The organism is Candidatus Delongbacteria bacterium, from assembly GCA_041675285.1.
Classification (GTDB): Bacteria; CAIWAD01; CAIWAD01; order CAIWAD01; family CAIWAD01; genus CAIWAD01.
This window is the reverse complement of record JBAYTZ010000009.1, coordinates 1-24,648: the sequence shown is the minus strand read 5'-3', so window position 1 is coordinate 24,648 and position 24,648 is coordinate 1. Positions and strand designations below refer to the sequence as shown.

The 24,648-nt window shown below is 71.5% G+C and carries 16 protein-coding genes; 4 read left to right on the top strand and 12 right to left on the bottom strand.

Going from position 1 to position 24,648, the window contains the following annotated elements; all coding sequences use genetic code 11:
• Positions 1 to 128 precede the first annotated feature (128 nt).
• On the top strand, positions 129 to 1,565 hold the full coding sequence (proS, locus tag WC326_10125; GenBank protein ID MFA7331416.1) for a proline--tRNA ligase: 1,437 nt from the start codon (positions 129 to 131) through the stop codon (positions 1,563 to 1,565).
• Between the two features lie 84 nt (positions 1,566 to 1,649).
• On the opposite strand, the gene WC326_10120 is transcribed toward proS, so the two are convergent.
• From WC326_10120 to WC326_10085, 8 genes are all read right to left on the bottom strand, one after another.
• On the bottom strand, positions 1,650 to 4,394 hold the full coding sequence (locus tag WC326_10120; GenBank protein ID MFA7331415.1) for a zinc-dependent metalloprotease: 2,745 nt from the start codon (positions 4,392 to 4,394) through the stop codon (positions 1,650 to 1,652).
• A 40-nt stretch (positions 4,395 to 4,434) separates the two neighbouring features.
• Positions 4,435 to 4,800, bottom strand: coding sequence for a response regulator (locus WC326_10115; protein MFA7331414.1), 366 nt, complete (start codon positions 4,798 to 4,800; stop codon positions 4,435 to 4,437).
• Positions 4,775 to 6,541 (bottom strand): HAMP domain-containing sensor histidine kinase, encoded by a 1,767-nt coding sequence (locus WC326_10110; protein MFA7331413.1) that lies wholly within the window; start codon positions 6,539 to 6,541, stop codon positions 4,775 to 4,777. Before WC326_10110 ends, WC326_10115 begins: the two co-directional genes overlap by 26 nt.
• A gap of 85 nt (positions 6,542 to 6,626) precedes the next feature.
• On the bottom strand, positions 6,627 to 7,451 hold the full coding sequence (locus WC326_10105) for a hypothetical protein (protein ID MFA7331412.1): 825 nt from the start codon (positions 7,449 to 7,451) through the stop codon (positions 6,627 to 6,629).
• A complete protein-coding gene (locus tag WC326_10100) occupies positions 7,448 to 9,004 on the bottom strand; it encodes an oligosaccharide flippase family protein (protein ID MFA7331411.1) in 1,557 nt (518 codons plus the stop codon). The genes WC326_10105 and WC326_10100 overlap by 4 nt, the downstream gene beginning before the upstream one ends.
• Entirely contained in the window at positions 9,001 to 11,742 is a 2,742-nt protein-coding gene (locus WC326_10095; GenBank protein MFA7331410.1) for a hypothetical protein, read from the bottom strand. The genes WC326_10100 and WC326_10095 overlap by 4 nt, the downstream gene beginning before the upstream one ends.
• Positions 11,739 to 12,170, bottom strand: coding sequence for a type II 3-dehydroquinate dehydratase (locus WC326_10090; protein ID MFA7331409.1), 432 nt, complete (start codon positions 12,168 to 12,170; stop codon positions 11,739 to 11,741). Before WC326_10090 ends, WC326_10095 begins: the two co-directional genes overlap by 4 nt.
• Positions 12,167 to 13,258: a 3-dehydroquinate synthase family protein gene (locus WC326_10085; GenBank protein ID MFA7331408.1), complete on the bottom strand. Its 1,092-nt coding sequence runs from the start codon at positions 13,256 to 13,258 to the stop codon at positions 12,167 to 12,169. The genes WC326_10090 and WC326_10085 overlap by 4 nt, the downstream gene beginning before the upstream one ends.
• A 317-nt stretch (positions 13,259 to 13,575) precedes the next feature.
• On the opposite strand from WC326_10085, the gene rpmB reads away from it, so the two are divergent.
• Entirely contained in the window at positions 13,576 to 13,761 is a 186-nt protein-coding gene (rpmB, locus tag WC326_10080) for a 50S ribosomal protein L28 (GenBank protein ID MFA7331407.1), read from the top strand.
• 73 nt (positions 13,762 to 13,834) lie between these two features.
• On the opposite strand, the gene WC326_10075 is transcribed toward rpmB, so the two are convergent.
• Positions 13,835 to 16,054, bottom strand: a complete 2,220-nt coding sequence (locus tag WC326_10075) for an AAA family ATPase (GenBank protein ID MFA7331406.1) — start codon at positions 16,052 to 16,054, stop codon at positions 13,835 to 13,837.
• 182 nt (positions 16,055 to 16,236) lie between these two features.
• Between WC326_10075 and WC326_10070 the strand changes: the two genes are divergently transcribed.
• Together WC326_10070 and WC326_10065 are read left to right on the top strand one after the other, a co-directional pair.
• Positions 16,237 to 19,029, top strand: a complete 2,793-nt coding sequence (locus tag WC326_10070) for a TIGR03960 family B12-binding radical SAM protein (protein ID MFA7331405.1) — start codon at positions 16,237 to 16,239, stop codon at positions 19,027 to 19,029.
• Positions 19,026 to 20,486 carry an ATP-binding protein gene (locus WC326_10065; protein ID MFA7331404.1) on the top strand — a complete coding sequence of 487 codons (1,461 nt, stop codon included), beginning with the start codon at positions 19,026 to 19,028 and terminating at the stop codon, positions 20,484 to 20,486. Before WC326_10070 ends, WC326_10065 begins: the two co-directional genes overlap by 4 nt.
• Positions 20,487 to 20,517: 31 nt before the next feature.
• Here the strand turns inward: WC326_10065 and WC326_10060 are convergent, their stop codons facing one another.
• Genes WC326_10060 through rimO form a run of 3 tightly spaced genes read right to left on the bottom strand, consistent with a single transcriptional unit; the run spans position 20,518 to position 24,177 of the window.
• On the bottom strand, positions 20,518 to 21,513 hold the full coding sequence (locus tag WC326_10060; protein ID MFA7331403.1) for an LD-carboxypeptidase: 996 nt from the start codon (positions 21,511 to 21,513) through the stop codon (positions 20,518 to 20,520).
• On the bottom strand, positions 21,510 to 22,850 hold the full coding sequence (locus WC326_10055) for a GWxTD domain-containing protein (protein MFA7331402.1): 1,341 nt from the start codon (positions 22,848 to 22,850) through the stop codon (positions 21,510 to 21,512). The genes WC326_10060 and WC326_10055 overlap by 4 nt, the downstream gene beginning before the upstream one ends.
• A 19-nt stretch (positions 22,851 to 22,869) precedes the next feature.
• Complete coding sequence (gene rimO / locus WC326_10050) at positions 22,870 to 24,177, bottom strand: 30S ribosomal protein S12 methylthiotransferase RimO (GenBank protein MFA7331401.1); 1,308 nt, start codon at positions 24,175 to 24,177, stop codon at positions 22,870 to 22,872.
• Between the last annotated feature and the right edge of the window lie 471 nt (positions 24,178 to 24,648).

Genomic DNA, 24,648 nt, shown 5'->3' with positions numbered 1-24,648 from the left:
AGAGTCACAGAGACACAGAGTTGTCTTGAAGGTTGTCAGTGCGCCGGCGGCCGGCTTCTGGCCCCTTCCGCCGGCCGGCCCTCGTTGCGTACCTTGGGGCGCCAATCCCTGACAACAAAGGACGCACCGTGGCCCGCAACATCACCGCCCGTTCCCAGGACTACTCCGAGTGGTACCTGGACGTCATCAAGGCCGGCCAGCTGGCCGACTACTCGCCCGTCAAGGGCGCCATGGTCATCCGTCCCACGGGTTACGCCCTCTGGGAGAGCATGCAGGCGGACCTGGACCGCCGCTTCAAGGAGACCGGCCACGTCAACGCCTACTTCCCGCTGCTCATCCCTGAGTCCTTCATGACCAAGGAGGCCGAGCACGTGGAGGGCTTCGCGCCGGAATGTGCCGTGGTCACCCACGGCGGCGGCAAGAAGCTCGACGAGCCGCTCTACATCCGCCCCACCAGCGAGACCATCATCGGCCACATGTACGCCAAGTGGCTGACCAGCTGGCGCGAGCTGCCCATCCTGATCAACCAGTGGGCCAACGTGCTGCGCTGGGAGATGCGCACGCGCCTCTTCCTGCGCACCAGCGAGTTCCTCTGGCAGGAGGGCCACACGGCCCACGAGACGGCGGAGGAAGCCCAGGACGAGACGCTGAAGATGCTCGAGGTCTACCGCGCCTTCTCCGAGGACGTGCTGGCCATCCCGGTGATCAAGGGCCGCAAGACCGAGAAAGAAAAGTTCCCCGGCGCCGTGGCCACCTACTGCATCGAGGGCTTCATGCAGGACGGCAAGGCCCTGCAGATGGGCACCAGCCACAACCTGGGGCAGAACTTCGCCCGGGCCTTCGAGATCAAATTCACCGGACGCGACAACATCGAGCAGCTGGCCTGGACCACCTCGTGGGGCGTCTCCACGCGGCTGGTGGGCGCGCTGATCATGGCCCACTCCGATGACGACGGGCTGGTGGTGCCGCCCCGGCTGGCCCCCAAGCTGGGCGTGGTGGTGCCGCTCTGGAAGAACGACGAGGAGCGGGCCTCGGTAGAACCCTTCGCCCGCCGGGCCTTTGAGCTGCTGCAGAGCCAACTGGGCGCGTTGAAAGTGATCTGGGATTCCGACACGGACAAGCGTCCGGCGGACCGCTTCTTCGGCTGGGTCCAGCAGGGCATCCCCTTCCGGCTGGAGATCGGCCCGCGCGACGCGGCCCAGGGCAGCGTCTGTCTGGTGACACGCCACGACCGCCAGAAGCGGATTCTCAGCCTGGCCGAGCTGGAGGCCGGGATCGCCGGCATCCTGGAGACCATGCAGGCCGAACTCTACCAGCAGGCGCTGGAGCGACGCACGGCGGGCACCGTGCGCGTGGAGAGCTGGGCGGAGTTCCAGCAGGCGATCCAGGAGCGCAAATGGGTGGAAGCCCACTGGGACGGCACGGGCGAAACCGAGGCGGCCATCAAGGAGGCCACCAAGGCCACCATCCGCTGCCTGCCCTTTGACTGGGCGGACGAGCCCGGCACCTGCGTGTTCAGCGGCCAGCCCAGCGCGCGGCGCGTCCTGTTCGCCACCGCCTACTGAGCCTTGCGGCGCTCTTCATGACGCTGAAAAAGCGCGCGTCCCCCCGGGGAACGCGCGCTTTTGTTGTCTGTCTGGCTGGGCGGGCTACAGTTTGGCCCGCTCCCGCTCCAGGGCCAGCGTGATTCGCTCCGCCAGGTCCTGCAGGTGCTGGGCCTGCAGGCGGTCGCCGCCCGCCGACTTCTGCCAGGCCGCCAGCTGGGCGCGGATGCCCTGCAAGTCCGCCCGGGCCAGCAGGCGCGCGTCCTCGGGCAGCTCGCGCAGCTTCTTCTCCAACAAAAGCTCGCTCAAGAGGCCCACGTGCAGGCGCTGCAGGTCGCGGGCCGCCGGATCGGCGGGCGCCTGGCTCCAGATGCCGGTCCGCACCTTGGCGAAGAGCTCGTCCAGGCCCAGCACGCGCCCCTTGGGCAGGCGGGCCTCCAGCTCCACCACGCGGGAGAGCCGGGCCGGGCAGTAGAGATCGGCCAGCAGGCGGCCCCGTTGCTCGGCCAGCCAGCCGCGCAGCGGCGTGTCCAGCCGCTCCACCTCGCGCGAGCCGTCGAAACTCCAGCTCCAGCCGGGTCCGAAGCGCTCCAGGGCCGGGCCCGCTCCCCGCCAGGGAGCCGGATCCAGCGCCGCCGCCAGCAGCAGGTCCAGCAGCGCGCGCTGCTCGTCCACGGCCCAGGCCTGCAGCGGATCCACCCCCTGGCCCCAGGGCTGACGGCGGTATTCCAGCGCGCCCACGTAGCGGGGCAGCGGCTCCAGCGCGGCCCAGTAGGCGCCGAAGGCCCGCTCCCAGGCGCGCCGGTAGAGGGCCGGATCGTCGCCCGGCGTGAGGATCTGCTCCGGCCCCGTGGCCAGCAGCGCACGGGCCAGCTCCAGCTGGTGGCGCGTCCAGGCCTCCTCGTCAGATGACAGGTCGAAGACGCGGATGCCCGGATCCACGGCGCTGCCCCAGCCGCGCACGTCGTAGGCGTCCTCGTCCGTGCCGTAGCGCAGGCCCGCCTCGCGCGCGGAGCGCTCCAGCAGCGGCTGCAGGGCCCGGGCGTCCGCGGCGGGATCCGTCTCCCCCGTGGGCCGGTAGCCCCACTCGATGGCGAACAGGTCGTAGGGTCCCAAGGTGCGCGTGTAGTAATCGCCCTGGCGGGCCGGGTCCAGGGCCACGCAGGCCCCGTTGTACTCCATCACCGAGCCGGTCAGGCCCGTCGCCCCCGTGGCCGTGGAGTCCCAGAGGCCGGCGAAGGGCAGCAGGGCGCTGGCCGCGAAGTTGTGGCGCAGGCCCAGGGTGTGGCCCACTTCGTGCGCCACCACCTGGATCAGGTACTGCTCCACGATGGGCCAGGGCAGCGGATCACCCGGCGCCAATTGGCCGGCGGAGGCCAGCCGCGCGCCGGCCAGCCCGGCCTGCTCGGCCAGCTCCTGGGCGACGCTGCAGGAGTGGACGCCGCCCTGCTCGGGATCCGCCCAGGCCGCGGCCTGCCGTTCGCCCGCCTGCTGGAGCGCCAGCAGCAGGCCCTCGCCCGCGGCGGGCAGAGCCGCTTCCTGGCCCGCGTCCGCCGCGCGCCGACCCAGCGGCGCGATACTGGCCCGCCAGCCCCAGGCCACGCGCCGCACCATGTCGGCTTCCACCACGATGTCGGCGTTGAGGATCTCGCCCGTGTAAGGATTGACCTGGCTGGGTCCCATGGCGCCGAAGGAGGGCTCGTTGGACGAGATCCAGCGGATGGTGTTGTAGCGGATGTCCGCCGGATCCCAGTCCGCGTCGTCGGGCATCTGCTTCACCACGAAGGCGTTCTGGAAGCCCGCCCGCTCGAAGGCCAGGTTCCAGAGTTCGGCGCCCCGGCGGACGGCGGCGCGATACTCCGCGGGAATGGTGTTCTCCAGCCAGTAGACGATGGGCTGGACGGGCTCGGACAGGGCGGCCTCCGGTTCGCGCTTCTCCAGCCGCCAGCGGTTGGCCACGTGGACCATCGGATCCTCGCGGCCGTCGTCGCCCCAGAGCCGCCAGCCCGTCTCGAAGTAGCCCACCCGCGGGTCGGCCAGGCGGGGCGTGAAGGGCGCGGCGGGCAGCTCCGACAGACTGGCCCGCACCTCGATCTCCAGCGCGCGTGGATCCTCCAGCAGGCTCCAGCCCTGGGCGGGCCGCTCGGTCTGGAAGCCCAGCCGCGCGCCCAGCTCGAGGTTGGCCGGGAAGCTCTGCAGGCGCGTCCAGCGTCCGCGGCCCTCCACGGGGCTGAAGTCCGAGCCCAGGGCATGCTTCAGGCGCTGAGCCGTGCGCAGGGGATCGCCCAGGAACCAGTCGTTGAGCGGCACCAGCCACGAGCCGCGCTCGGGTTCGGCCTGGGCGGCCAGCTTGAAACTGGCCAGGGGCGAATCGCTGCGCGAACGCTCCACCATGGCGGCGGCGGGCTCGGCCGCGGCGCGGAACATCAGGTTGCGGCGGGTGAGCAGGATGCGCTCGCCCACCTTGTCGAAGCGCACCACCATGTGCCCGGCGGGCACGCCGGCCAGCACGCCCTGCCCGCCCGCGCCGGTCTCCTGGGTGAAGGAGAGGATATAGTCCCGGCCCAACTGGTCGGGCTGGATCTCCAGCCAGCAGGCGTCGGTGCGCGGCAGGTGGTAGAGCGTGAACAGCCCGCCCAGGGTGTCCGCCCCGGCCAGCACCTCGGCGAAGGGCGGCTTCTCGTCCTTGGCCCCGCCCTTCTTCGGCCCGCCCTCGGGACCCGGGATGCTCAGGCTGAAGAAGGCGTCGTAATCGTCCGCGGCGCGGGCGGCGGGCGGCGCGGCCAGCCCCAGCAGGAGCAGGGCGGCCAAGCCCAGCGCGTGGCCGTGAGAGTGGAAGCGGGCAGGCATGGAAGCCCCTTTCTGTGAGACGGCGGAGGGCGGCGGGACCTCAGGCGGGTCCGCGCTCGCCCAGTTTGCGATCGATGACGCGCTTCAACTCGCCCAGGTCCATGGACTTGACCAGATAGGCGTCGGCCAGCCAGCTGGAAAAGTCCTCCTTGTGGTGCGGGAAGGCGCTGTAGATGATCACGGGCACCTCGTTGTCCTCGGCCACGATGCGCCCCATGGCCTCCAGGCCGTCCATCTCGGGCATGCGGATGTCCATCACGATCAGGTCGGGGCGCTCCCGGCGCGCCAGCTCCACGGCCTCGCGGCCCGTGGAGGCGAAGAGCAGCTCGTGCCCGTCCGCGCCGAATTCCTCGCGGTAGAGCAGCCTCAGGGACTCGTCGTCATCCGCGAACAGGATCCTGGCCATGATTCCTCCCATGCAGGGTGGTGATGAACTCCGCGCCGCCCAGCCGGCCGGGCTGCAGCAGGCGCAACTCGCCCTCGTGCAGGCGGGCGATGTCGCGGGCCTGGGCCAAGCCCAGTCCCAGGGCGCCGTCCCGGCCGCTGACAAAGGGTTCGAACAGGGTGTCGAGCAGGGTCACGGGCACGCCCGGTCCGTCGTCGGCCACGGAGATCGAGAGACCCTCGGCCTCCAGGCGCAGGCTGATGCTGAGCAGGCTGCAGCGCCGCACGCCGTCCCGCCGGACCTCGTTCAGGTCCAGCACGTTCTGCACCTGGGCGTGGAGCATTTGATCCAACCGCAGCACGTCGCCCCAGACCCAGCAGGGCTCGGCGGGCGTGTCCACGCTGAGCTGGATGCCGCGCTCGCGGAAGGCGTCCTCCAGCCGGTCGCGCAGCTGCAGCAGACGCTCGCGCAGGTCCAGCCGGTCGCGGCGCAGGATCTGGGGCGCGCCGTAGTCCATCAGCGCCTCGAGGATCCGCTCGATGCGCTTGCACTCCCGCAGCACCAGGTCCGCGTGGGAGCGCGGCTTCTCCTGGCCCTCCAACTCCCGCACCAAGAGGCGTGCGAAGCCGCCGATGGACATCAGCGGCGTCTTGATCTCGTGGGCCAGGTTGCCCGTCACGCGTCCCACGGCGGCCATCTTCTCGCTCTTGAGCAGCAGCTCCTGGCCGCGGTCCAGCTGCTGGTAGGCCTCCTGGAGTTCCTCCAGCCGGTGGTCCAGCTCCTGGTTCATGCGGGCGCGCTCCAGCGCGAAGCCCAGGTGCCGCGCGCAGCTGACCAGCGCGTCCAGGTGGTCGCTGGTGGGCGGGCGGTTGGTGATGGCGTTGTCCACCAGCAGAAAGCCCCGGGTCTCCTCCGCCTCGCGGCCCGGACTGGCCGGCACGCGCACGGGCGCCAGCCAGGACTCGGAGCTACCCGTCAGGTCCAGCAGGCAGAGGCTGCCCGGCTCGCGCAGCTCGGGCACGCGCAGGCACGTGCAACCCGGCCGGTCCAGGGCCGCGCGCAGCTGAGGCGCGGCGGCCAGCAGGTGGAAGCGGATGCTCTCCACCCGGCGCTGGATGGGCCGGTCGTCCTCCTCGGGACCCAGGTTCTGGAAGAGCTCGCCTAGGCTCAAGTCCGTCAGGTCGCCGCGGTTCCAGATCCGCGCGGCCTCCTCGCCGGAGAGCGGGCCCACCGCCAGCCGGCCGACGATCTCGTCGCCCTGGCGCTCGAAGAAGAAGGCGCGGTTGAACTCCAGCCCCTTGCCGAAGGTCAGGCCGGCCAGGATGATCCGCAGGATGCGGTCCAGGTCTCGACTCTGCTGCAGGGCGGCCAGCACCTGGTTCAGGATGTCCAGCTGGCGAATCTGGCGCTCCAGGCCGGCGTCCGTCCGGCTGAGCTCCAGGTCCTGCAGGTCCAGCTCGCGCTCCAGGACCAGCACGCCGCCCTCGGGTCCCTTGAGGGGCAGGATGTCCAGCTCGAGGTAGTGCTCGCCGCCGCACATGTGGGGCGGCAGCTCCAGGTGGCGCCGACGCCCGTCCGCCAGGCTGAGCCGGATGGGGCACTGCTCGGTCAGGGCCGTGCAGAGGCGGCAATCGGAGTCGTGGACGGCTCCGGGCGTCTCCAGCTCACGCCCGTCCAGTCCCCGGGCGCGGTGCTCGCGGTCCACGAGGTAGATGCGGATGGGCAGGCTGTCCAGCAGGTCCGGGGTGATCAACTGCGACATGGCGTTTCCGTTGGGATGGTGCTCAAAGGTATCCACACGGGCCGGCTGGAACAACGCCCGGCCACCACGGACCCACGAGACGGGCTCAGACTCCGGGGTCCGCTCCCGCCGCCGGCGGCGGCGCGGGCCCGGCCTGGACGGCCTGCACGGCCAGCACGCCCTTCATCAGTCCGGCCAGGGAGAGCAGCAGGGGCACCAGCCACGAGCGGCCCAGAGGCAGCCCCAGCAGAAGGCCCAGGGCGCTGAGCTGGCTGGAGGCCAGGATGGCCAGCGAGATCAGCCGCAGCCGGGCGATCCACTCCAGCCGCGTGTCGTAGAGCCGGTTGGGCACCAGGATCATCAACGTGAGCAGGGCCTGCTGCACGAAGAGCAGGCCCAGGGCCAGCACGAAGAGCAGGGGCGCGGAGAGGGTGAGGGCCAGCCAACGGGCGGGACCCTCCAAGAAGGCCAGCAATTCGGCGGGCTTGACCTCGCCGTCGGGCTGGCCCGGGCTGGCCAGCGGAAAGGCCTGGACCTGGTTCTCGGCCCCCTTGACCAGCAGGCGCGTGCGGGTGAGCTGCAGATCCACGGGCTGGTCGGCCAGCCGCAGGGTGGCGTCCAGATCCAGCAGCAGGATCGGCCGGCCGGCGCGGTCGTGGATCCAGAGCGGCTCCGGAGTGGGCGGATCCGTCCAGAGCGCACCGCCGCGCAGGCCCATCTTTGGCAACTGGGCCAGGATGGCGGGGGCCTCGTCCAGGTAGCGGTTCAGCTCGCGGTTGGCCAGGAAGGCCAGCGCCAGGGTCAGGCAGAGGGCCGCCAGCAGCAGGCGCGGCAGGCCCGTGCCCCGGCCCTCCAGCACCTCCGTGGCCCAGCGGCGGCCCGGGCGCCAGGGCAGCCAGAGGGCCTGCCCCAGTCGACGCAGCAGAGTCATCGCGTCCTCTCCTTTCGCGCCGCCGCCCGGCGACGCCACTCTCCCATCACGCGCTCGCCCAGTCCGGCCCGCCAGGCCAGGGCCCCGAAGGTCAGGCCGTGGAGCGTCCCGCCCAGCAGGATGCTCTCCAGCGCCCCGCGCCCCGCCAGCCGGCCCGCCAGCGCGGCCAGCCCGGCCACAAGCGAGTAGCGCGCGATGCGCCAGAGCCGCGCGGGCACGAGGATCCGGGCCAGGGGCTGGCCCAATCCGCGCCGCAGCAGGTGCCAGAACACCACCACTTCGGCCAGGGTGGCGATGACCGTGGCCAGCGCGGGTCCGGCCCAGTGGAAGCGCACCAGGATGATGGCCAGGACGAAGTTGAGCAGGAGGTCCCCGGCCGCCGTGCCCAGCACCCAGCGCTGCAGGCCCAGGTTGTTCAGCACCTGGCCGTAGAACATCAGGCGCATGGGAAAGAGCAGCAGGTAGAGGCGGAAGGGCAGGGCGGACTCGGCGTAGGCCGGACCCCAGAAGGACACGTAGAGCGGGTCGGCCAGCACCATCAGCAGGGTGAAGATCGGGAAGACCAGCCAGGCCACCTTCTCCACGCCCTCGGCCAGCAGGTCGGCCATCTCGGCCAGCTTGCCCTCGTGCTGCAGGCGCGAGAGATGCGGCAGCATGACCACGGAGACGCTGCCCACCAGCACCGAGACGAAGGGCACTTCCAGCGCGCCGGCCTGGAACTTGGCGTAGACGGCCTTGTCCGTGAACCAGGCCGCCACGATGTTCTTGTCCATGTACATGGCCAGGTAGGCCACCAGCGTGGTGGCCGTGATGGGCAGCGCGTAGCCGAGCAGGGGCTTGACGCGCGCGCCGACGAACTTCACCGGGTGCCAGGCCATGTCCGGATGGCGGGCGGCCAGCACCAGTTGGAAGACCGCCCACTTGAGCAGGGCCATGCCGCTCAAGAGCCAGCAGACGGCGCGGATGGAGGCGGCCTCCAGGCTGAGCGTGGGCCAGAGGGCGCCCAGCAGTGCCGCCGGCCCCTGGAACAGCTGAGGCTGCGCGCCGGCCACCAGCGGGCCCAGCGCCAACAGGAGGAAGAGCGCGGACTCCACGCTCATCCAGACCGCCAGCAGTTTGAAGCGCCCCAGCAGGTTGAAGGTGGACTCCATCGCCGCCGAGCCCACCATGGCGAAGGAGTAGAGGGCGAAGACCCGCAGGTGGCCCACCGCGTCGGGACTCATGTGGTAGAAGTCCCGCAGCCAGGGCGCCCCCAGCCAGAGCAGCGCGCCGTAGACCACGCCCAGGCTGAGCAGGATCTGGTGCACTAGGCTCATCAGGTAGCGCCGACCCGCCTCGTCCAGCCGGGGATGGAAGTAGAACAGCACGCTGGGCAGGCTAAAGATGAAGAGCATGTAGGTGCTGTTGAAGACCAGCCAGACGTTCTGGTACTCGGCGGCGATCTCGAGCCGCTCGCCGAACAGGCGGGCCACGCCCAGGTTCACCAGCAGGCGGGCCAGACTGGCGCTGGAGCGGCCCAGGCTGAGCAGCAGGCTCTGCCGGGTCAGGCTCATGAGCGGCCCCGGCGCCGTGCGGCCACGCGCGGCGGCGCCGGGGGCAGTCCGGCGCTGAGCCAGGGCACGTCGACAGCCAGGACGGGATCCGCCTCCAGCCTGGGCAGCCAGGCCCGGCAGCGGGCGGGATCCCGGCGCGCCAGCAGGCGCAACAGCTCGCGGCGCTCCAGGGCCGGGGCCAGCGGATCGAAGAGCCGGGCCTCCAGCGGCGCGCCGTCCAGGGTGGTGTCCGCAGCCAGGCTCTCGAAAGCGCTGATCCGCACCGCTAGCACGCTGTCCGCCAGGGCCGCCAGCAGCGCCGCGCGCCCGGCCGGGCCGGCGGGGTTGCGCCCCAGGCCCCAGGCCGCCGAGCGCCGCACGCCCGGATGCGTGTGGCGCAGGCCTTCCAGCAGGATCTGCGGGTCCCCGTCGCGTTCGGCCAGGCCCTCCAGGAGCAGAGAAAGCGAACCCGGGGTGGACTGGGCCAGCCCGCGCGTCCACCAGTCGGCGAAGCGCGCCGGATCCCCCAACTGGCAGGCCTCGGAAAAGACCCAGAGGGCGAAGGCCTGCTCGGAGAGCCGGCGGGTCCGCTCCTCGCCGGGCTCCGCCGGCAGGGGGGCCTCCACGGCCTCCTCCAGCAGGGGCACGGCCGCCGCACCCAGCGCGACCACCACGTCCTTCAGGGCGTGGCGCTCCCAGCTGATGTCGCTGGACAGCAGGCGCCGGCGGCGGAGCAGGTCCACGGTCTCCACAGGCCGCCGCACCAGGGCCGCCCGGGCCAGGTCGCGCTCGCGCAGCCACTTGGGTTCCAGGCGGATGGCCCAGACGTAGAGCCGGTCGACGGAATCCGTCTCGACGAAGAGCGAATCCAGCGGGCCGGGGTCGTCCGCGGCGGCGGCCGCCGCCAGCGCGGGCGCGGCCCCGGCTCCGGCGGGAGTCCGGCGCGGGCCCCAGTCCTGGGCCAGGCCGCGCAGGCTGCCGCTCCAGAGGCTGTCGTTGGCTCCGTTGCCCAGGTAGTAGTCCGCCCCCGTGGCGTCGAGGAAGAGGCCCAGGCTGCCCGTCCGGCGGCGGGGATCGCCGTAGGCCCGGGGCTTGGCCGGACCGCGCATGGCGTAGAGGTCCGCGCCCAGCAGGTCCGTCAGGCGGCCTGTGCCGTTGGCGCTGCCCGCGCCCTGGCTCAAGTCCCAGGCCGTGTAGCTGTCGTCGCCCCCGCGCTCCAGCAGCCAGCCCAGGGCCAGGTCGTGCCCGCAGCCCTGGCTGACGCCCCGGCTTTGGTAGACGTCCTGCCCGTCCTCGTCCAGCAGGAGGCCCGCCGCCAGGTGCACGCCCGCGCCCTGGGCGTACTGCCAGGCCAGGTAGCGGTCGTTGCCCGCGCGGTCCACCAGCGCGCCCAGGGCCCACCAGTAGGCGCCGCCCTGCCCGAAGATGTCCGCCGAGTAGAGGTCGTTGCCGGCCAGGTCGTGCAGGAGACCCACGCCGCCGGAAAGATCCGGCCGCTGGCCGAAGCCGAAGCCCTGTCCCATGCTCAAGTGGTGGTCGTCGTAGCGGATCTGGTCCACGTAACGCGGCTGCAGCAGGTACTGATCGTGGCCGGCCTTGTCCTGGAGCAGGCCCAGCCCGGCCACGTGGCCGAAGCCCTGGCCGTAGAGGCTGCAGCGGTAGAGGTCGTTGCCGGCCTCGTCCAGCAAGAGGCCCATTCCCAGGCTGCCGGCCCCCAGGCAGAAGGTGTCCCCCGTGTAGAGGTCGTCGCCCCCTCTGTCCACCAGGAGGGCCAGCCCGCCCAGGGAGGCGCCCAACGCCGCGTAGCGCCCCTCGTACTGGTCGTCGCCGGCCAGGTCCAGCAACAGGGCCAGCCCGCCCACGCTGGCGGCGGGACCGAGCTCGCCGCCGCTGCGGTAGCGGTCGTTGCCCTGCAGGTCCAGCAGCAGGCTGACTCCGCCGCGGCTCAGGGCCACCGGGCCCTCGTAGAGATCGTCGCCCCCCAGGTCGATGACGATGGGCGGCAGGCCGCCCGTCCAGTGGTTGACCGCCTCCGTGCCCACGGCCAGGAATTCGTCTGCGTAGAGCACGGGTCCGTAGAGCGGGTGCTTCTGGGGGCGCAGGCCGTCGGCCGCGGCCCGGAAGTCCTCCAGTTGGGCCACGAACTGCTCCAGCTCGTCCAACAGGCCCAGCAGTTCGGCCGGGTCGGGCCGCCGGACGGCCTCCAGGCGCAGGCGCCGGGCGCGGGACTCGGCCTCCGAAAGCCGCTGCAGGCTGTCCAACTCGAAGACGCTGAGTTCGCCCAGTTCGCCGTCCTCCTGCAGCAGGTCGCCCAGATCCTGCTCCAGGACCTGGACCTGGGCGGGCTCCAGCAGACGCCGGCGACCCAGGCCGCCCAGCCAGTCGGTCCAGTCCTCCCAATCCCGCCCCCGAAGCGCCCCCGGCCGCAGGTCGGGCAGTTCCGTCGCCGGCGCGCCGGCGCGTCGCAGCTCGGGCCAGAGCCGGCGCACCAATTGGCCCAGTGTCTCCGTCCGCTCCAGGCGCCGGGTCAGCGAATCCCCCCAGCTGTCCAGCGGCTGGCCGGACTTGAGGATTTCGTCCACCCGGGCCAGCCGGAAGGAGTCCCGTTCCGCGGGCAGCAGCGGAAAGGCCAGATCCTGCTGGCGCAGTCCGGCCTGTTCCAGGGATGCCGCCAGGCGCGGATCGGCCTGCGCCGGCGCGAGACTTGCGGCCAGGCCCAGCGACAACAGGCTCAGGCGAATCAGGGATGCTGTCTTCATGCTCCGGCCTCCGGGTTCAGCAAGTGCCGCGCCGCCGCCTCGTAGCCGGCCAGCCCCAGGCCGCAGATCAGGGCCTGCGCGCCGCGGGCCGTCAGCAGGGTGCGGCGGAATTCCTCGCGCGCCAGCACCTGGCTCACGTGCACCTCCACCACCGGGATGCTGAGGGCCAGCAGGGCGTCCAGCAGCACGACGCTGGTGTGGGAGAGCCCCGCCGGGTTGAGGATCACGCCGTCCACGTGACCCTCTGCCCACTGCAGGCGGTCCACCAGGGCCCCCTCGTGGTTGCTCTGGAAGAAACTCCACTCCACGGCGGGGAACGCCGCGCGCAGGCGCCGCTCCAGCTCGTCCAGTCCCTGGGTGCCGTAGATCTCCGGCTCGCGCCGCCCCAGTCCGTTCAGGTTGGGGCCGTTGATCACGTCCAGCCTCATGTGAGCAGGCCTCCCCATTCGGTCAGCGCGCGCTCCAGCAGCGGCCGCTCCACGATCTCCAGGCGGGCTGCGCCGGGCCGCACGGGCAGCACCAGCCGCAGGCGGCCCGCGCTCACCTTCTTGTCCTGGGCCATCCGGGCCAGGATCTCGGGCACCGCCAGCTCGCGCAGGGCCGGCGCGGGCAACAGACCCAGCTCCAGCAGGACGCGCCGCAGGCGCTCCTCCATCCCGTCCGCCGCGGCGGCGTCGGCCACTCCGGCCAGCCGGGCCGTGCGGGCCGCGGCCAGCATGCCCAGCAGCACGGCGTGGCCGTGCTTGAGTTCCTCGCCCCGCAGGGCCTCCAGCGCATGGGCGAAGCTGTGGCCCAGGTTGAGCAGCGCGCGGCAGCCGGCCTCGCGCTCGTCCTGCTCGACAATCTCCAGCTTGAAGCGCAGGGCCCGCTCCACGTGGGCGGGCAGGTCCGGGTGGTCCGCCCGCAGCAGGTCCGCCGGCTGGTTCTCCAGCTGCCGCGCCCAGCCATCGTCCTGGAGCCAGGCGGCCTTGAGCAGCTCGCCGTAGCCGCTGCTCCAGTCCTCCGGACGCAGGGTGGCCAGGCTGTCCAGGTCGATCCAGATCGCCCGGGCGGGCCAGAAGCTGCCGACGGAGTTGCGCTGCCCGCCGAAGTTGATCGCCGTCTTGCCGCCCACGGCCGCATCCACCATGGCCAGCAGGCTGGTGGGCACGCAGCAGAAGGGCACGCCGCGCTTCCAGAGGCTGGCGGCCAGGCCGCCCAGGTCGCCCACCATCCCGCCGCCCCAGGCCAGGAGGGGCGAGCCGCGCTCCAGGCCCAGCTCGGCCATCTCCCCCAGCACGGTGAGCAGGTTGGCGCTGTTCTTGGCGCCCTCGCCCTCGGGCAGCACCAGGCGCTGCAGGTCCACGCGGTCCATGACCTGCTCCTGGAAGCGCCCCTGGGCCCGGGCCACGCGGGATTCCGTCAGGAGCAGGCGCGGGCCGGGGAACTCGGCCAGGGCCGCGGCGATGGACTCGCCAGCCTGGTGGCCCAGCCAGATCCGGGACTCCCCGAGGGCGCTGTGGAAGGTCAACTGCATGGGTGGAATCCGGAAACGGGCGAAGCGGCGGCGTGGCCGGTGCGGGGCAGGGACATGGGACCATCCGTTGGTTTGGTGGCCCAAGATAACAGCGGACGGGCTGGCAAGCGCCGGTCCGGGGCCGCTGGACGCCCCCCGGGAGTCGATTCCAGCCCGGGGCCCGGGGCCGCGGCGGGAGAAGCGCTTGCCGGGCATTGCATCAACCGGGATGGGGTGCTATACTTTTCGCTCTTGAATTCGGCGGCTCGCCGCTCCCTCTCGGGCAGGGATTGGCGGTTGGAAGCCCCGGACGTGGAATTGGATAGTGAGGTGTTCCCATGAGCCGAGTCTGCCAGATTTGCGGCAAAGGCCCGATGAGCGGCAACAACGTGTCCCACGCCAACAATCACACCAAGCGCCGCTTCCTGCCCAACCTGCAGACCGTGCACGCCATGGTGGACGGCGAACGCCGCCGCATGCGCGTCTGCACGTCCTGCATCCAGGCCGGCAAGATCACGAAGTAACGCGCCAGCGCATCCAACGTGGAAACGGCGGCCCAGGCCGCCGTTTCGTGTATCCGTCCCGCCCGGGATTCCCTCACTCCGCCAGCGGCGTGCTGACCAATTCCAGCTTGTCATCGAGCAGGGAGACCTGGATCCGCAGGGCCTTGCCGCTGGAGGCCAGGATGGCTTCGTTGACCCGCTCGGCCACCAGCTCCTCGAACTTGCGATCCACGTTCTGCCCGCTCAGCTCCAGGCGCGTGCCCAGCCGGGCCACCCAGCGCGAGACGTCCGGCGAGACCGTCAGGTCGTGGCCCAGCCGCGCCACCTTGCTCTGGAAGGCCGGCACGATGCGCTCGTTCAGGATGCGCTGGAGGTCGGACTCCGCCAGCGGCTGGAAGACCACCAGCTTGTCCACCCCGCGCAAGAGGTCGGGCGTGAAATAGTCGCGCAGGGCGGCCTCGTCCAGGCGGCGGTCCTCCGGGCTGGAGAAGCCCATCGACCCGTGGGGCTCGAAACCCAGGATATCCGAGACCAGCACGACGGTGGTCTCGCCCACGGGCATCTGCTGGCCGCCGGCGTCGCGCAGGAAGCCCTCCTCGAAGCCCTTGAGGAAATAGTGCAGGACCTCGCCGGCGGCGAACTCAAGGTTCTTGAGGAGCAGCACGCGGCGCGGCTCCACGCGCAGCCGCTCCAGCACGCTGGGCGCGGGATACCCGCCTTCGCCCTGGGAGACGCGGCCGGTGATCAGCTGCAGGCTCTCCGCCTCTTGGTAGTCGCTCAAGTCCACCACGAAGGGCTCGCGGTTGTAGAGGATGCGCGAGAGTTCGCCCGCGAAGTACTTCTTGCCCACGCCCGCCGGCCCGGCGAACAGGAACACGCCGTCCGGCCGGTCGGGGTTCAGGTCCAGGTCGCTCTTGGTGAAGCGGATGGTCCGGCAGACCTCGAGGATGGCCGACTCCTGGCCGATGATCCGCTCCCGCAGCAGCTCCTCCAGCCGGGTCAGGCGCTCCTGCAGGTCGGGGAAGTCGGCCGATTCCTGGCCCGTGATCCGCCCCAGGGCCAGACGCAGCGCGCTCTCCCAGGCCAGCGGCTCGGGCCCGTCGTCCAGGGCCTGGATGGAGAGGGCCACGTCCAGCAGGATCAGCGCCTTCTTGGGGAACTGGCTGGTGCGCACGTGAGCCTCGGCCATCTCCACCACGCGCTCCAGCTGGGCGCGGTCCAGGCTGACCCCGTACTGCTCCTCGAACTTGTCCTTGATCTGCTCGAGGATCAACAGGACGTCGGAGCGGGTCAGGGGCTTGATGTAGAGCGGCGAGAGCCACTCCTCGAAGACGGGGTTGGACTTGAAGACGCGGTTGAAGAACTCCACGTCGGCCAGCAGCACGAAGTGGAGCTTCTTGTAGCGCAAGAGGCCCAGCAGGCGCTGGAGGAAGTCCTGCATCACGGTGGTGGCGTTGGCGAACCAGTGCTGGATGCCGTCGAGCACCAGGATGATCTCGGGGTGCTGCTCCAGGTGCAGGCGGAGCACGTCGAAGCGGGCCTGGAGGTCGGTCTGGCTCTGGAGGTCCTTCAGGAACAGTTCGCGGTTGAACTCGAAGAAGCGCTTGCCCGCGAAGATGCGCGGCACGCGGCCGGCGGCGGTCTCCTCCACCAGGCGCCGCAGGACCATGCTCTTGCCCACGCCCGGCAGGCCGTAGATCAGCAGGTTCTGGCGGTAGCGGCGCACCAGCACCTCCATGGCCGCCCGGCAATAGTCGGGATAGGGCAGGAGGCCCTGCATGGGATCCTGGCCGTAGCGCCGGTTCAAGTCCTGCTCCGGGGCGAAGAAGGCGCGCAGGAAGTCCGCCGCACCCTCGCCCTTGCGCTGCAGCTCGATGCCCAGCTTCTCCAGCGGCATGGGATAGAGGTGGTTCCAGTTGAAGAGCACGAGCTGCAGCAGGGGGTCGGCGTCCAGCTCGTCCTCGCCTTTCTCCTGCTGCCAGCTGGCCAGCACGCTCAGGACGGCCTCGTCCGGCGGCAAGGCCAGCTCGTCCACGGCCTCCAGGACTTCGGCGGGGAAGTCCTCGGCCGGCGGCGCGGCGTCCCGGGCCGCCTCCTGGGCCGCCACGGCGCTGGAGGCCTGGTGGAAGTGGCGCAGCAGGGCCTCGCGATGTTCCTCGCCCTGCAGCAGGCCCTCCCAGACCTCCGAGAGCCGGGCGGGATCCTCCAGCGCGGCGATGAGCAGTTCGGGGATGCCGAAATCCTGCCGATTGTGGGCGGCGGCGGCGGCCGCGGCGCGGGCAAACCAGTCGAGCAGTGCGGGGGAGAGTTGCATGACGCCGGCCTCCGGTTGTGGGCGGGTCGTTCCGGTCCGTCCCGCGCGGCCAATCTAGCAGTCTGCGCGACTTGACCGCCGGACGCTTCCGCCGGGCCATTGCAGGAAATGGCCGGGTTTTCCAGACTGGAAGCCGGGATTCCATCGGATGGAGACGGCGGCCCCGGCCGCGGAAAGGACCCATGCCCGCCACCACCCACCCCTACGCCGCCCTCCTGGAGCACGTGGAGAAACCCGCCCGCTATCTTGGAGGCGAGGTCTTCTCCGTGGTCAAGGACTGGAGCGACCCGCAGCTCGCCTGCACCTTCGCGCTCTGCTTCCCCGACCTCTACGATATCGGCATGAGCCACCTGGGCACCAAGATCCTCTACAAGGTGGTCAACCAGGCCGCCGACCTGCTGATGGAGCGCTGCTTCTGTCCCTGGTTCGACCTGGAGGCCGGGCTGCGCGCGGCGGGCCTGCCGCTGATCAGCCTGGAGACGCGCCGGCCGCTCCGCGACTTCCAGGTGGTGGGCTTCTCGCTGCAGTACGAGATGACCTTCACCAACGTGCTCACCATGCTCGAGCTGGGCGGGATCGCGCTGCGCTCCGCCGAGCGGCCCGAGGACGCTCCGCTGGTGATCGCCGGCGGTCCGACGGCCACGCACCCCGAGGCCATCGCCCCCTTCATCGATGCCTTCGTGATCGGCGACGGCGAGGAGGCCCTGCCGCGCGTGCTGCGCCTGGTGGGCCGCCTGCGCCGGGAGGGCCGGCCGCGGCGTGAGATCCTCGTGGAGCTGGCGCGCTCGGGCGGTGTCTACGTGCCCGCGCTTTACGGCACGCGGATCTGCGAGCGCTCGGGCCTGGAAGTGGTGGACCAGCCGCTGGAGCCGGGGGTGCCGGCGCGCGTGACCCGCAACTTCGTGCCGGACCTGGACGCCTATCCCTTCCCCGACGACTCGCCCGTGGCCGTGACCGAGGCGATCTTCGACCGCATGTCGGTGGAGATCGCCCGGGGCTGCACGGAGGGCTGCCGCTTCTGCCAGGCGGGGATGATCTACCGCCCGGTGCGCGAGCGCCGGCCCCAGGACGTGATCGAGACCGTGACCCGCGCCGTGGCCAAGGGCGGCTACGAGGAGGCCAGCCTGACCAGCCTCTCCACCGCGGACTACTCGGCCATCTCGCCCCTGATCCGCGGCGTGATGGAGCGCCTGCGTCCGGAAAAAGTCGGGCTGGGCATCTCCAGCCTGCGGGCCTACGGTCTCTCCGAGGAGCTGCTGGACGAGATCGCCAGCGTCAAGGCCACGGGCCTGACCTTCGCCCCGGAGGCCGGCACCCAGCGGCTGCGCGACGTGATCAACAAGAACATCTCCGACGAAGACATCGAGGCCACCTGCAGGCGGGTCTTCGCCCGGGGCTGGTCGAAGATGAAACTCTACTTCATCCTGGGGCTGCCCACGGAGACCGACGAGGACCTGAACGGGATCGCGGCCATGGGCGCGCGGGCCATGGGGCTGGGCCGGGCCCACCACCGCAACGTGACGGTGACAGTCAGCGTCAGCAGCCACGTGCCCAAGCCGCACACGCCCTTCCAGTGGTGCGCCATGGACAGCCTGGCCGAGATCGAGCGCAAGCAGGAGCGGCTGCGGCTGGCCTCGCGCCGCCACGGCTTCCGTTTCCGGCGCCACGACCTGCGCATGAGCCACCTGGAGGCCATCGTGGGTCGCGGCGACCGCCGGGTGGCCGACCTGATCGAGGACGCCTGGCGGCGGGGCGCGCGCTTCGACTCCTGGGACGACCGGCTGGACTGGGAGAGCTGGCAGCTGGCCCTGGAGGCCTGGGAGAGCCGCACGGGCCTTGAGCGCCGGCTGTTCACGGACACGCTGCCCGTGGACGCCGCCCTGCCCTGGGACCACATCGACGTGGGGTTGAAGGAGGGCTTCCTGGCCGGCGAGTACCGACGCGCCCTGCAGGACCGGCTCAGCCCGCCCTGTGGCAAGCCGGCGGGAATGCAGGTCCACCACACCAACCTGCAGGAGGCCCGGGAGGACACGCGCAAGCTGGTCTGCTGGCACTGCGGCGTGGCCTGCGACCTGAGCCGGATGCGCGACGAACGCCTGGAACACCTGGAGGGCCTGGGAGCCCGGGAGCCCGTGCGGCGCACGGGACCCAACGAGCGCGACCTGGCCCTGGAACGGCTGGCCGCGGGCCGGGCGCCCCACGAACAGCAGCAGGGCGAGCGTCCCTGGCGCCTGCGCCTGCGTTTCACGCGGCTGGCGGAAGGCCGCCTGCTCAGCCAGCTGGATCTGGTGCGCCTCTTGCCGCAGATCCTGCGCCGGGCGGGGCTCCGGGCCTGGTTCAGCCAGGGCTTCAGCCCGCATCCGGTAGTCTCCTTTGCGCCGGCCATCACCATGGGCGCGGGTTCGCTGGGCGACTACTGCGAGGCCGCGCTGGCCCGGGAACCGGATCCCGACGGCCTGCTCGAGAGCTTGCGCGCCGCCTCACCGGCCGGCTGGAAGCCCGTGGCCCTGCGCCTGCTGGAGCCCGCTGAACCCGTCCTCTCGCGCTGTCTGGAGGCCGTGGACTGGGACCTGCAGCTGCCCGACGCGGACGAGGACCCCGCGCTGCCGGATGAGCCCGCCGCGCTGCTGGAACACTACCGGGCGCAACTGGCCGGTCGACTGGCCACGGGCGAACCCCTGCTCGTGACCCGCAAGGGGCGGCGCGTGGAGCTGGACCTGAGCCAGCGCCTGCTGGACTGGTCGCTGGGTCTGGACGAGGACCCGCCCGGCGATCTGGAACCCGGCCGGCCGCGATTGGCCCTGCGCCTGCTCAGCGTGGAGGGCGCAGGTCTGAAGCCGCTGGAGCTGGGCCAGGCCCTGTTCGGCCGTGCCCTGCCGGCCTCCCTGCTGCTGCGCCGGAACGGCCTGCAGCGGCTGGAGACAGGCTGGACGGACGTGCTGCCCCTGCCGGTCCACGCAGGCGTGACCCCATGAACCCGGCGCGCCCGCCCCTGCTCATCCGGCAGCTCCTGCGGGGCGCCGTGCTGGCGGCCCTGGCCGGCCTGCTGCTGCTGGCGGCCCAGGGCTACCTGGCCCTGGACGGTCTGCGGCGCGCGGCCCAGTTGCAGGGCGTCGGGCTGGGGACGGTCCTGGGGCCCCTGCAGTGGCGGCTGGGCCTGGGCGCTGGCCTGGCCCTGGTGGTGATCCTTGCGCCGGCCGTCTGGTTCAGCCTGCGGCTGGGACGGCAGCTGGCCGCCCTGCGCGGCGAGGCGGACCGGCTGGCGGCGGGCGGGCTGGATCCCCGCCCGCTGTCGACGCACCTGCCCCGGGAACTGGATCTGTTGCAGGACTCCATCCAGCGGCTGGCCCGCGGGCTCTCGCGCCAGGTCCAGGCCGAGGAGGATCGGCGCGGGGAGCTGGACGCCCTGCTGGCCGGGCTGCGCGACGGCGTGCTGGCCCTGGACCGCGGCGGCCGCGTGCAGGCCTGCAATCCGGCGGCCCGGCGCCTGTTGGGCCTGGACGGCCATCCGGTGGGGGGGCGGCTGGCGGATCTGGGGGCGCCCCCCGAGTTGCTGACGCTGCTGGAGGCGCCCTGGCAGGAGGCGGTGCACGAACTCCAGCTGGGCCAGGGCCCCGTCCGCGAACTGCGCGTCCACAGCCTGCCCCTGCCCGGCGCGCCCGGCCCGGGCGGCGAGCGCCTGCTGGTGGTGCTCACCGACCAGAGCACGGTGAATCAGGTGGAGCGCCTGCGGCGCGAGTTCGTGGCCAACGTTTCCCACGAACTGAAGACGCCGGTGACCTCCATCCGCGGCTACACGGAGATGCTGCGCGACGGCGGCCAGGACGAGGCCACCACCGCGCGCTTCCTGGAAGTGATCGAGCGCCAGGCCCGCCGGCTGGACGCGATCATCGACGACCTGCTCAGCCTGTCCCGGCTGGAGCGGCAGAAAGCGCCCGACCCGGCCCTGCAAGAGGAGGTGGCGCTGCCGACGCTGCTGGCGGAGGTGCTGGAGGACCACGAGCTGCTGGCCCGGGAGGCCCGGGTGCGGCTCAGCCTGGAACTGGAGCCGGGCACGCCCGCCCGTCTGCTCTGCCAGCGGCCCCTGCTGGAGCGCGCCCTGGTCAACCTGCTCAGCAACGCCATCCGCTACGGACGCCCGGAGAGCGTGGTGCGCCTGAGGGCCCTGCCCGAGCCGGGAACCGGTCCGCTCCGGGTGCGGCTGGAGGTGATCGATCAGGGCCAGGGCATCGCGCCCGAGCACCTGCCGCGGCTCTTCGAACGCTTCTACGTGGTGGACAAGGCGCGCTCGCGCTCGCTGGGCGGCACGGGGCTGGGGCTGGCCATCGTCAAGCACGCAGCGGCCGTCCTGGGAGGCGAGGTGGGCGTCCAGAGCGAACCCGGCCTGGGCAGCACTTTCTGGCTCAGCCTGCCGCTGGGTGGGTCAGAGTAGCGGGCACGTGGTGGAGTGCCTGCGTGTTCCATCAGGTGTGAAGAGTGGCCTGACCATGGAAAGGCAGGCTGAGGCGCGGGGCTTGGTGGCCGAAAGGCAGGCCCGCCAGCACGGGACCCGGGCAGCGGGCGGCGGCCGCGCGCAGAAGTTCAGTGGCCGTGAAGGTGGATTTGTCCGGATCCGGCTCCTCGCAGCGCGCGAAGGAGCCCAGCAGCAGGGCCGCGCTGTTCGAGAACGCAGCGGCGTTGGCCAGCTGAGTCAGGTGGCGGTCCAGGCGGAAGGGATACTCGCCATGGTCCTCCAACAGCAGCAGGCGCCCGTGGAGGTCCGGTTCCCAGCCGCTGCCGTAGAGGCTGCCCAGCACGCTCAGGTTGCCGCCCGCCAGCCGGCCCGCCGCCTCACCCTTTCTCCAGACGAAATCCGCGTGGAAACCCAGCACCTGGACGCATCCCGCGCCTTCCAGCCGCAGGCGGGCCGAGCTGCCGGCCAGCCCGGCCTCCGACTCCAGCAACGACCAGTTCCCGGCGCTGTCCTGGCGCGCGACCAGCACGGGCGGGGACTCGGCGCGCCGCAGCGCGGCCAGCAGGCCGGCCAGTGAGGCGGCGCTGAGCGCATCCAGCGGCTCGGCCAGCTCGCTGGCGATCATCGGAGCGTGCCAGACGGGCCAGTCCAGCCGGGCGGCCAGCGCGTTCTGCAGGCTGGTCAGGTCACTGTAACCGATGAGTGGCGGGCGTGTGGGAGCCGGCCGCGCGGCCAGGCGCTCCACGTCCAGCAGGGGCAGCAGGCGCAGTCCGCCGAAGCCGCCCCGGGCGGCCCAGATAGCGTCCACGTCCGGATCCAGCAGGGCCGCCTGCAGATCCGCCGCCCGCGCCGCGTCGGAGCCCGCCAGATGGCCCCAGCAGGCCTCCACGGCGGGTGTCCAGCTCACGCGGCAACCCAGGCCCTCCAGCACGGCCGCGCCCGCCCGCAGGCGCTCAGGCCGGACGGGTCCCGCCGGCGCCACCACGCGGATCCGCAGCTCGTTCATCGGGTGGGATCCAGCACCAGCTGGTAATCGCCGAAGCCCAGCCGGTCCAGGAAGAAGAACTCGCGCCCGCTCTCCTCGTAGCTCCAGCGCTCCCAGGCCGGCTCGTCCAAGTCGCCGGCGGAGCGTTCCACTTCGTCCGGATCGCCGTAGATCATGTAGATCCGCCCGCGGTCGCTGCGCCAGCCGGCGAAACGCGACCAGGAGAAACGGCGGTCGGCGAATTCGGCCCGCCGGTAGTACTCGCCCATCAGCTCGTTGACCTCGTTCTCCGGCGTGGGGTCGACAGACCGCCAGAAGTCGTCGAACAGGGCCTTTTTCTGGCTCATCAGCGCCTCCTGCAGCTCGCGGAAGCGCCGGGCGGGCAGGATGTAGCGCAACTGCTCCACGGCGCGGTCCAGGTCGCCGGGATTGCCCGGCTCGCCCTGCCAGCGCACGGTGAAGCGCGCCAGGCGCCGGGCGGGGCCGGTGCGGTCCTTGCCCTCCTGGCCCTCGCGCCAGTCCCGGCGCTTGGGGGCTTTCTGGTCGCCCAGCCGCAGCTCCAGCAGGTAGTCACCGCTGCCCAGCGCCTGGAGCGGCACCTGCAGCAGGTTGCGGGTCAGGCCCGCCGGAAACCAGCGGCGCAGCGTGCGCTTGTGGCGCTCCGTCTCGCGGCGGTCCAGGATCTGCGAGTGCAGGTCCAGCGAATCGCCCCCGCGGCTCCAGACCTGGTAGAACACGGCCAGCTCGGCGGGGTGGGCGCCGCCCCGCTCCTCGACGAAGGGCCGCGCCAGCAGGGGATCCACGGCCTGGCTGTCGCTCTCCGCCAGCAGCCAGAGTCCGGAGATGGCCTGTTCGCAGCCCTTCAGGTCCGTCACCTTGAAGCGGCCCTCCCGGCGCACGTGGCGGCGGGACTGCAGGTCCTGGAATTCCACCCACCAGGTGTAGTCGCCCGGAGGCAGCTCGACCTCCAGGTGGTGCCAGCGGCGGGGATTCTCCACGTCCGCGTGGGTCCGGTCAAGGGTGAGGGTCTGGTGCAGGTAGCGCGAGGCGCGCGCGCGCTGGTGCCGGCCCTTGCCCTGGAAGATCTCCAAGCTGATCTCGTACTCGGCCCGGTAGCACGAGCCGCCCAGGCTGTCGGCGGGGGCGGCGTCCGGCGCGTCGCAGCGCCGCAGTTGCAGGTCGCTGAGATTGAGCACGCAGGTGAAGACCGGGTGCTCGGAGGGTTCCCCGTCCGCGGCCTGCAGCAGGCTGGAGGCCAGCACGCGGAAGTCCGGCTCCCACTCGCGGTTGAGGAAGATGTCCGAGCGGGCCTGGGCGCCCAGCGCCAACAGGAGCAGACAGGCGAGAGTGCGCAGCATCAAAGCCCCCGATTTCCCCTTAGACGGGTCGCGCGATCAGATCGTACTCCAGCGCGTCCACGTATTCCACGTCCACGAACTCGCCGGGCCGGAAGCGGCCCTGCAGGTCGACGGAGTTGTCGATGTCCAGCGCGTCCCGGTAGCTGCGGCCCAGGCTGCCCGTGGCCCCCGGCTCGCACTCGTCCACCAGGATGCGGTCGCGCTGCCCGATGAGCGCCTGGTTGGCCTCCAGGCTGCGCGCCATCTGCTCCTCCATGATCCGGTCGCGGCGCTCCTCGGCCACTTCGCGCGGGACCTGCTCGCCATACTTGAGGGCCGGAGTGCCCTCCTCGGGCGACCAGAGGAAGACGCCCAGCCGGTCGAAGGGGTGGGCACGCAGGAAGTCCAGCAGCTCGAGGAAGTCCGCCTCGCGCTCGCCCGGGAAGCCCACGATCAGCGAGCTGCGCAGGATCAGGCCGGGCACTGTCTTGCGCAGCATCTCCACCTGTGCGCCCAGGCTGTGGGCGTCGCCCCGGCGGGCCATCCGGCTCAGCACGTGGCCGCTGACGTGCTCGACGGGGAAATCCAGATAGGGCAGGATGTGGCGGCCGGCGGCCATGGCCGCGGCGAAGCGCTCGTCCACCAGCGGCGGATGGCTGTAGAGCAGGCGCAGCCAGGGCGCGCCACAGCCGTCCAGGCGGCCCAGCAGGTCCACGATGTCCGGGCCGGCGAGATCTCGCCCGTAGCTGGAGATTTCCTGCCCGATGATGTTGATCTCCTGCACCCCGCGCTTGACCAGATGCTCGGCCTCGCGCAGTAGGTCGTCGGGCTGGCGCGAGCGCATCCGGCCGCGCATGAGCGGGATGCTGCAGTAGGTGCAGTGCTGGTCGCAGCCGTCTGAGATCCGCAGATAGGCGCTGTGGGCCGGGCTGAGCAGCACGCGGCGGGTGAAGAGCTCGAGTTCGTCGGGGCCGCCCTGGGTGGCCGGACCGGGCTTTAGGCCAGCGTCGCGCAGCAGGGCGCCGAACTCGCCCACGCCGTAGACACCGTCCAACTCGGGCAGCTCGCTGCGCATCTCCGCGCGGTAGCGTTCGCTCAGGCAGCCCATCACGGCCACGCGCCGGCCGGGGCGTTCGCCCTTCAGGCGCACGGCCTCGAGCACGGCCTCGATGCTCTCTTCCCGGGCGGCGTCGATGAAGCCACAGGTGTTGATGATGATCAGATCGGCCGCGTCTCCCTCCTCCACCAGCCGGACGGCGTCGCCCATCTGGCCCAGGAGGATCTCGGAGTCCACCAGGTTCTTGGCACAGCCCACGGTGTGAACGTAGATCGCCAGGGCTTCCTTCAATCCATCCACCTTTCTCGTCAATGTCTGCGGTCTTGCGAATCCAGGGTCATCCAAGAAACTCCCGGCAGCGACCCCTTCCCCCTGCAAGGGGGAAGGCAGGGATAGGGGTTCACCGCGTCCCAGTCGTCTGCCGCGCGCCTTGTTTTCCACCTTTCTGCTTGCGCCAGAAAGGTGGAGCCAAAGAGGCGCTTTTTTCAGCGGCCGTAGCTAGCCCGCCTCACGGCGGGCGTCGAACAGACGGCCGAGCCAACTGATTCCTGCCATCGTGTAGTTGGTTCGCGCGCTGCGCTTCACCCGGTTGTGGGTTCAGCCCTGCGGGCTTCACCTCACTCAACCATTTTCGCCATCCCCCGGCTTGACCGGGGGATCCCATCACAGGGCTGCCATCCGGCCGCTAATGCGCAGATGTAAACCCCGCTTGACAGTGCTCTGGCACCGGCCTGGCACCGGTCTGGCACCGACCTGGCACCG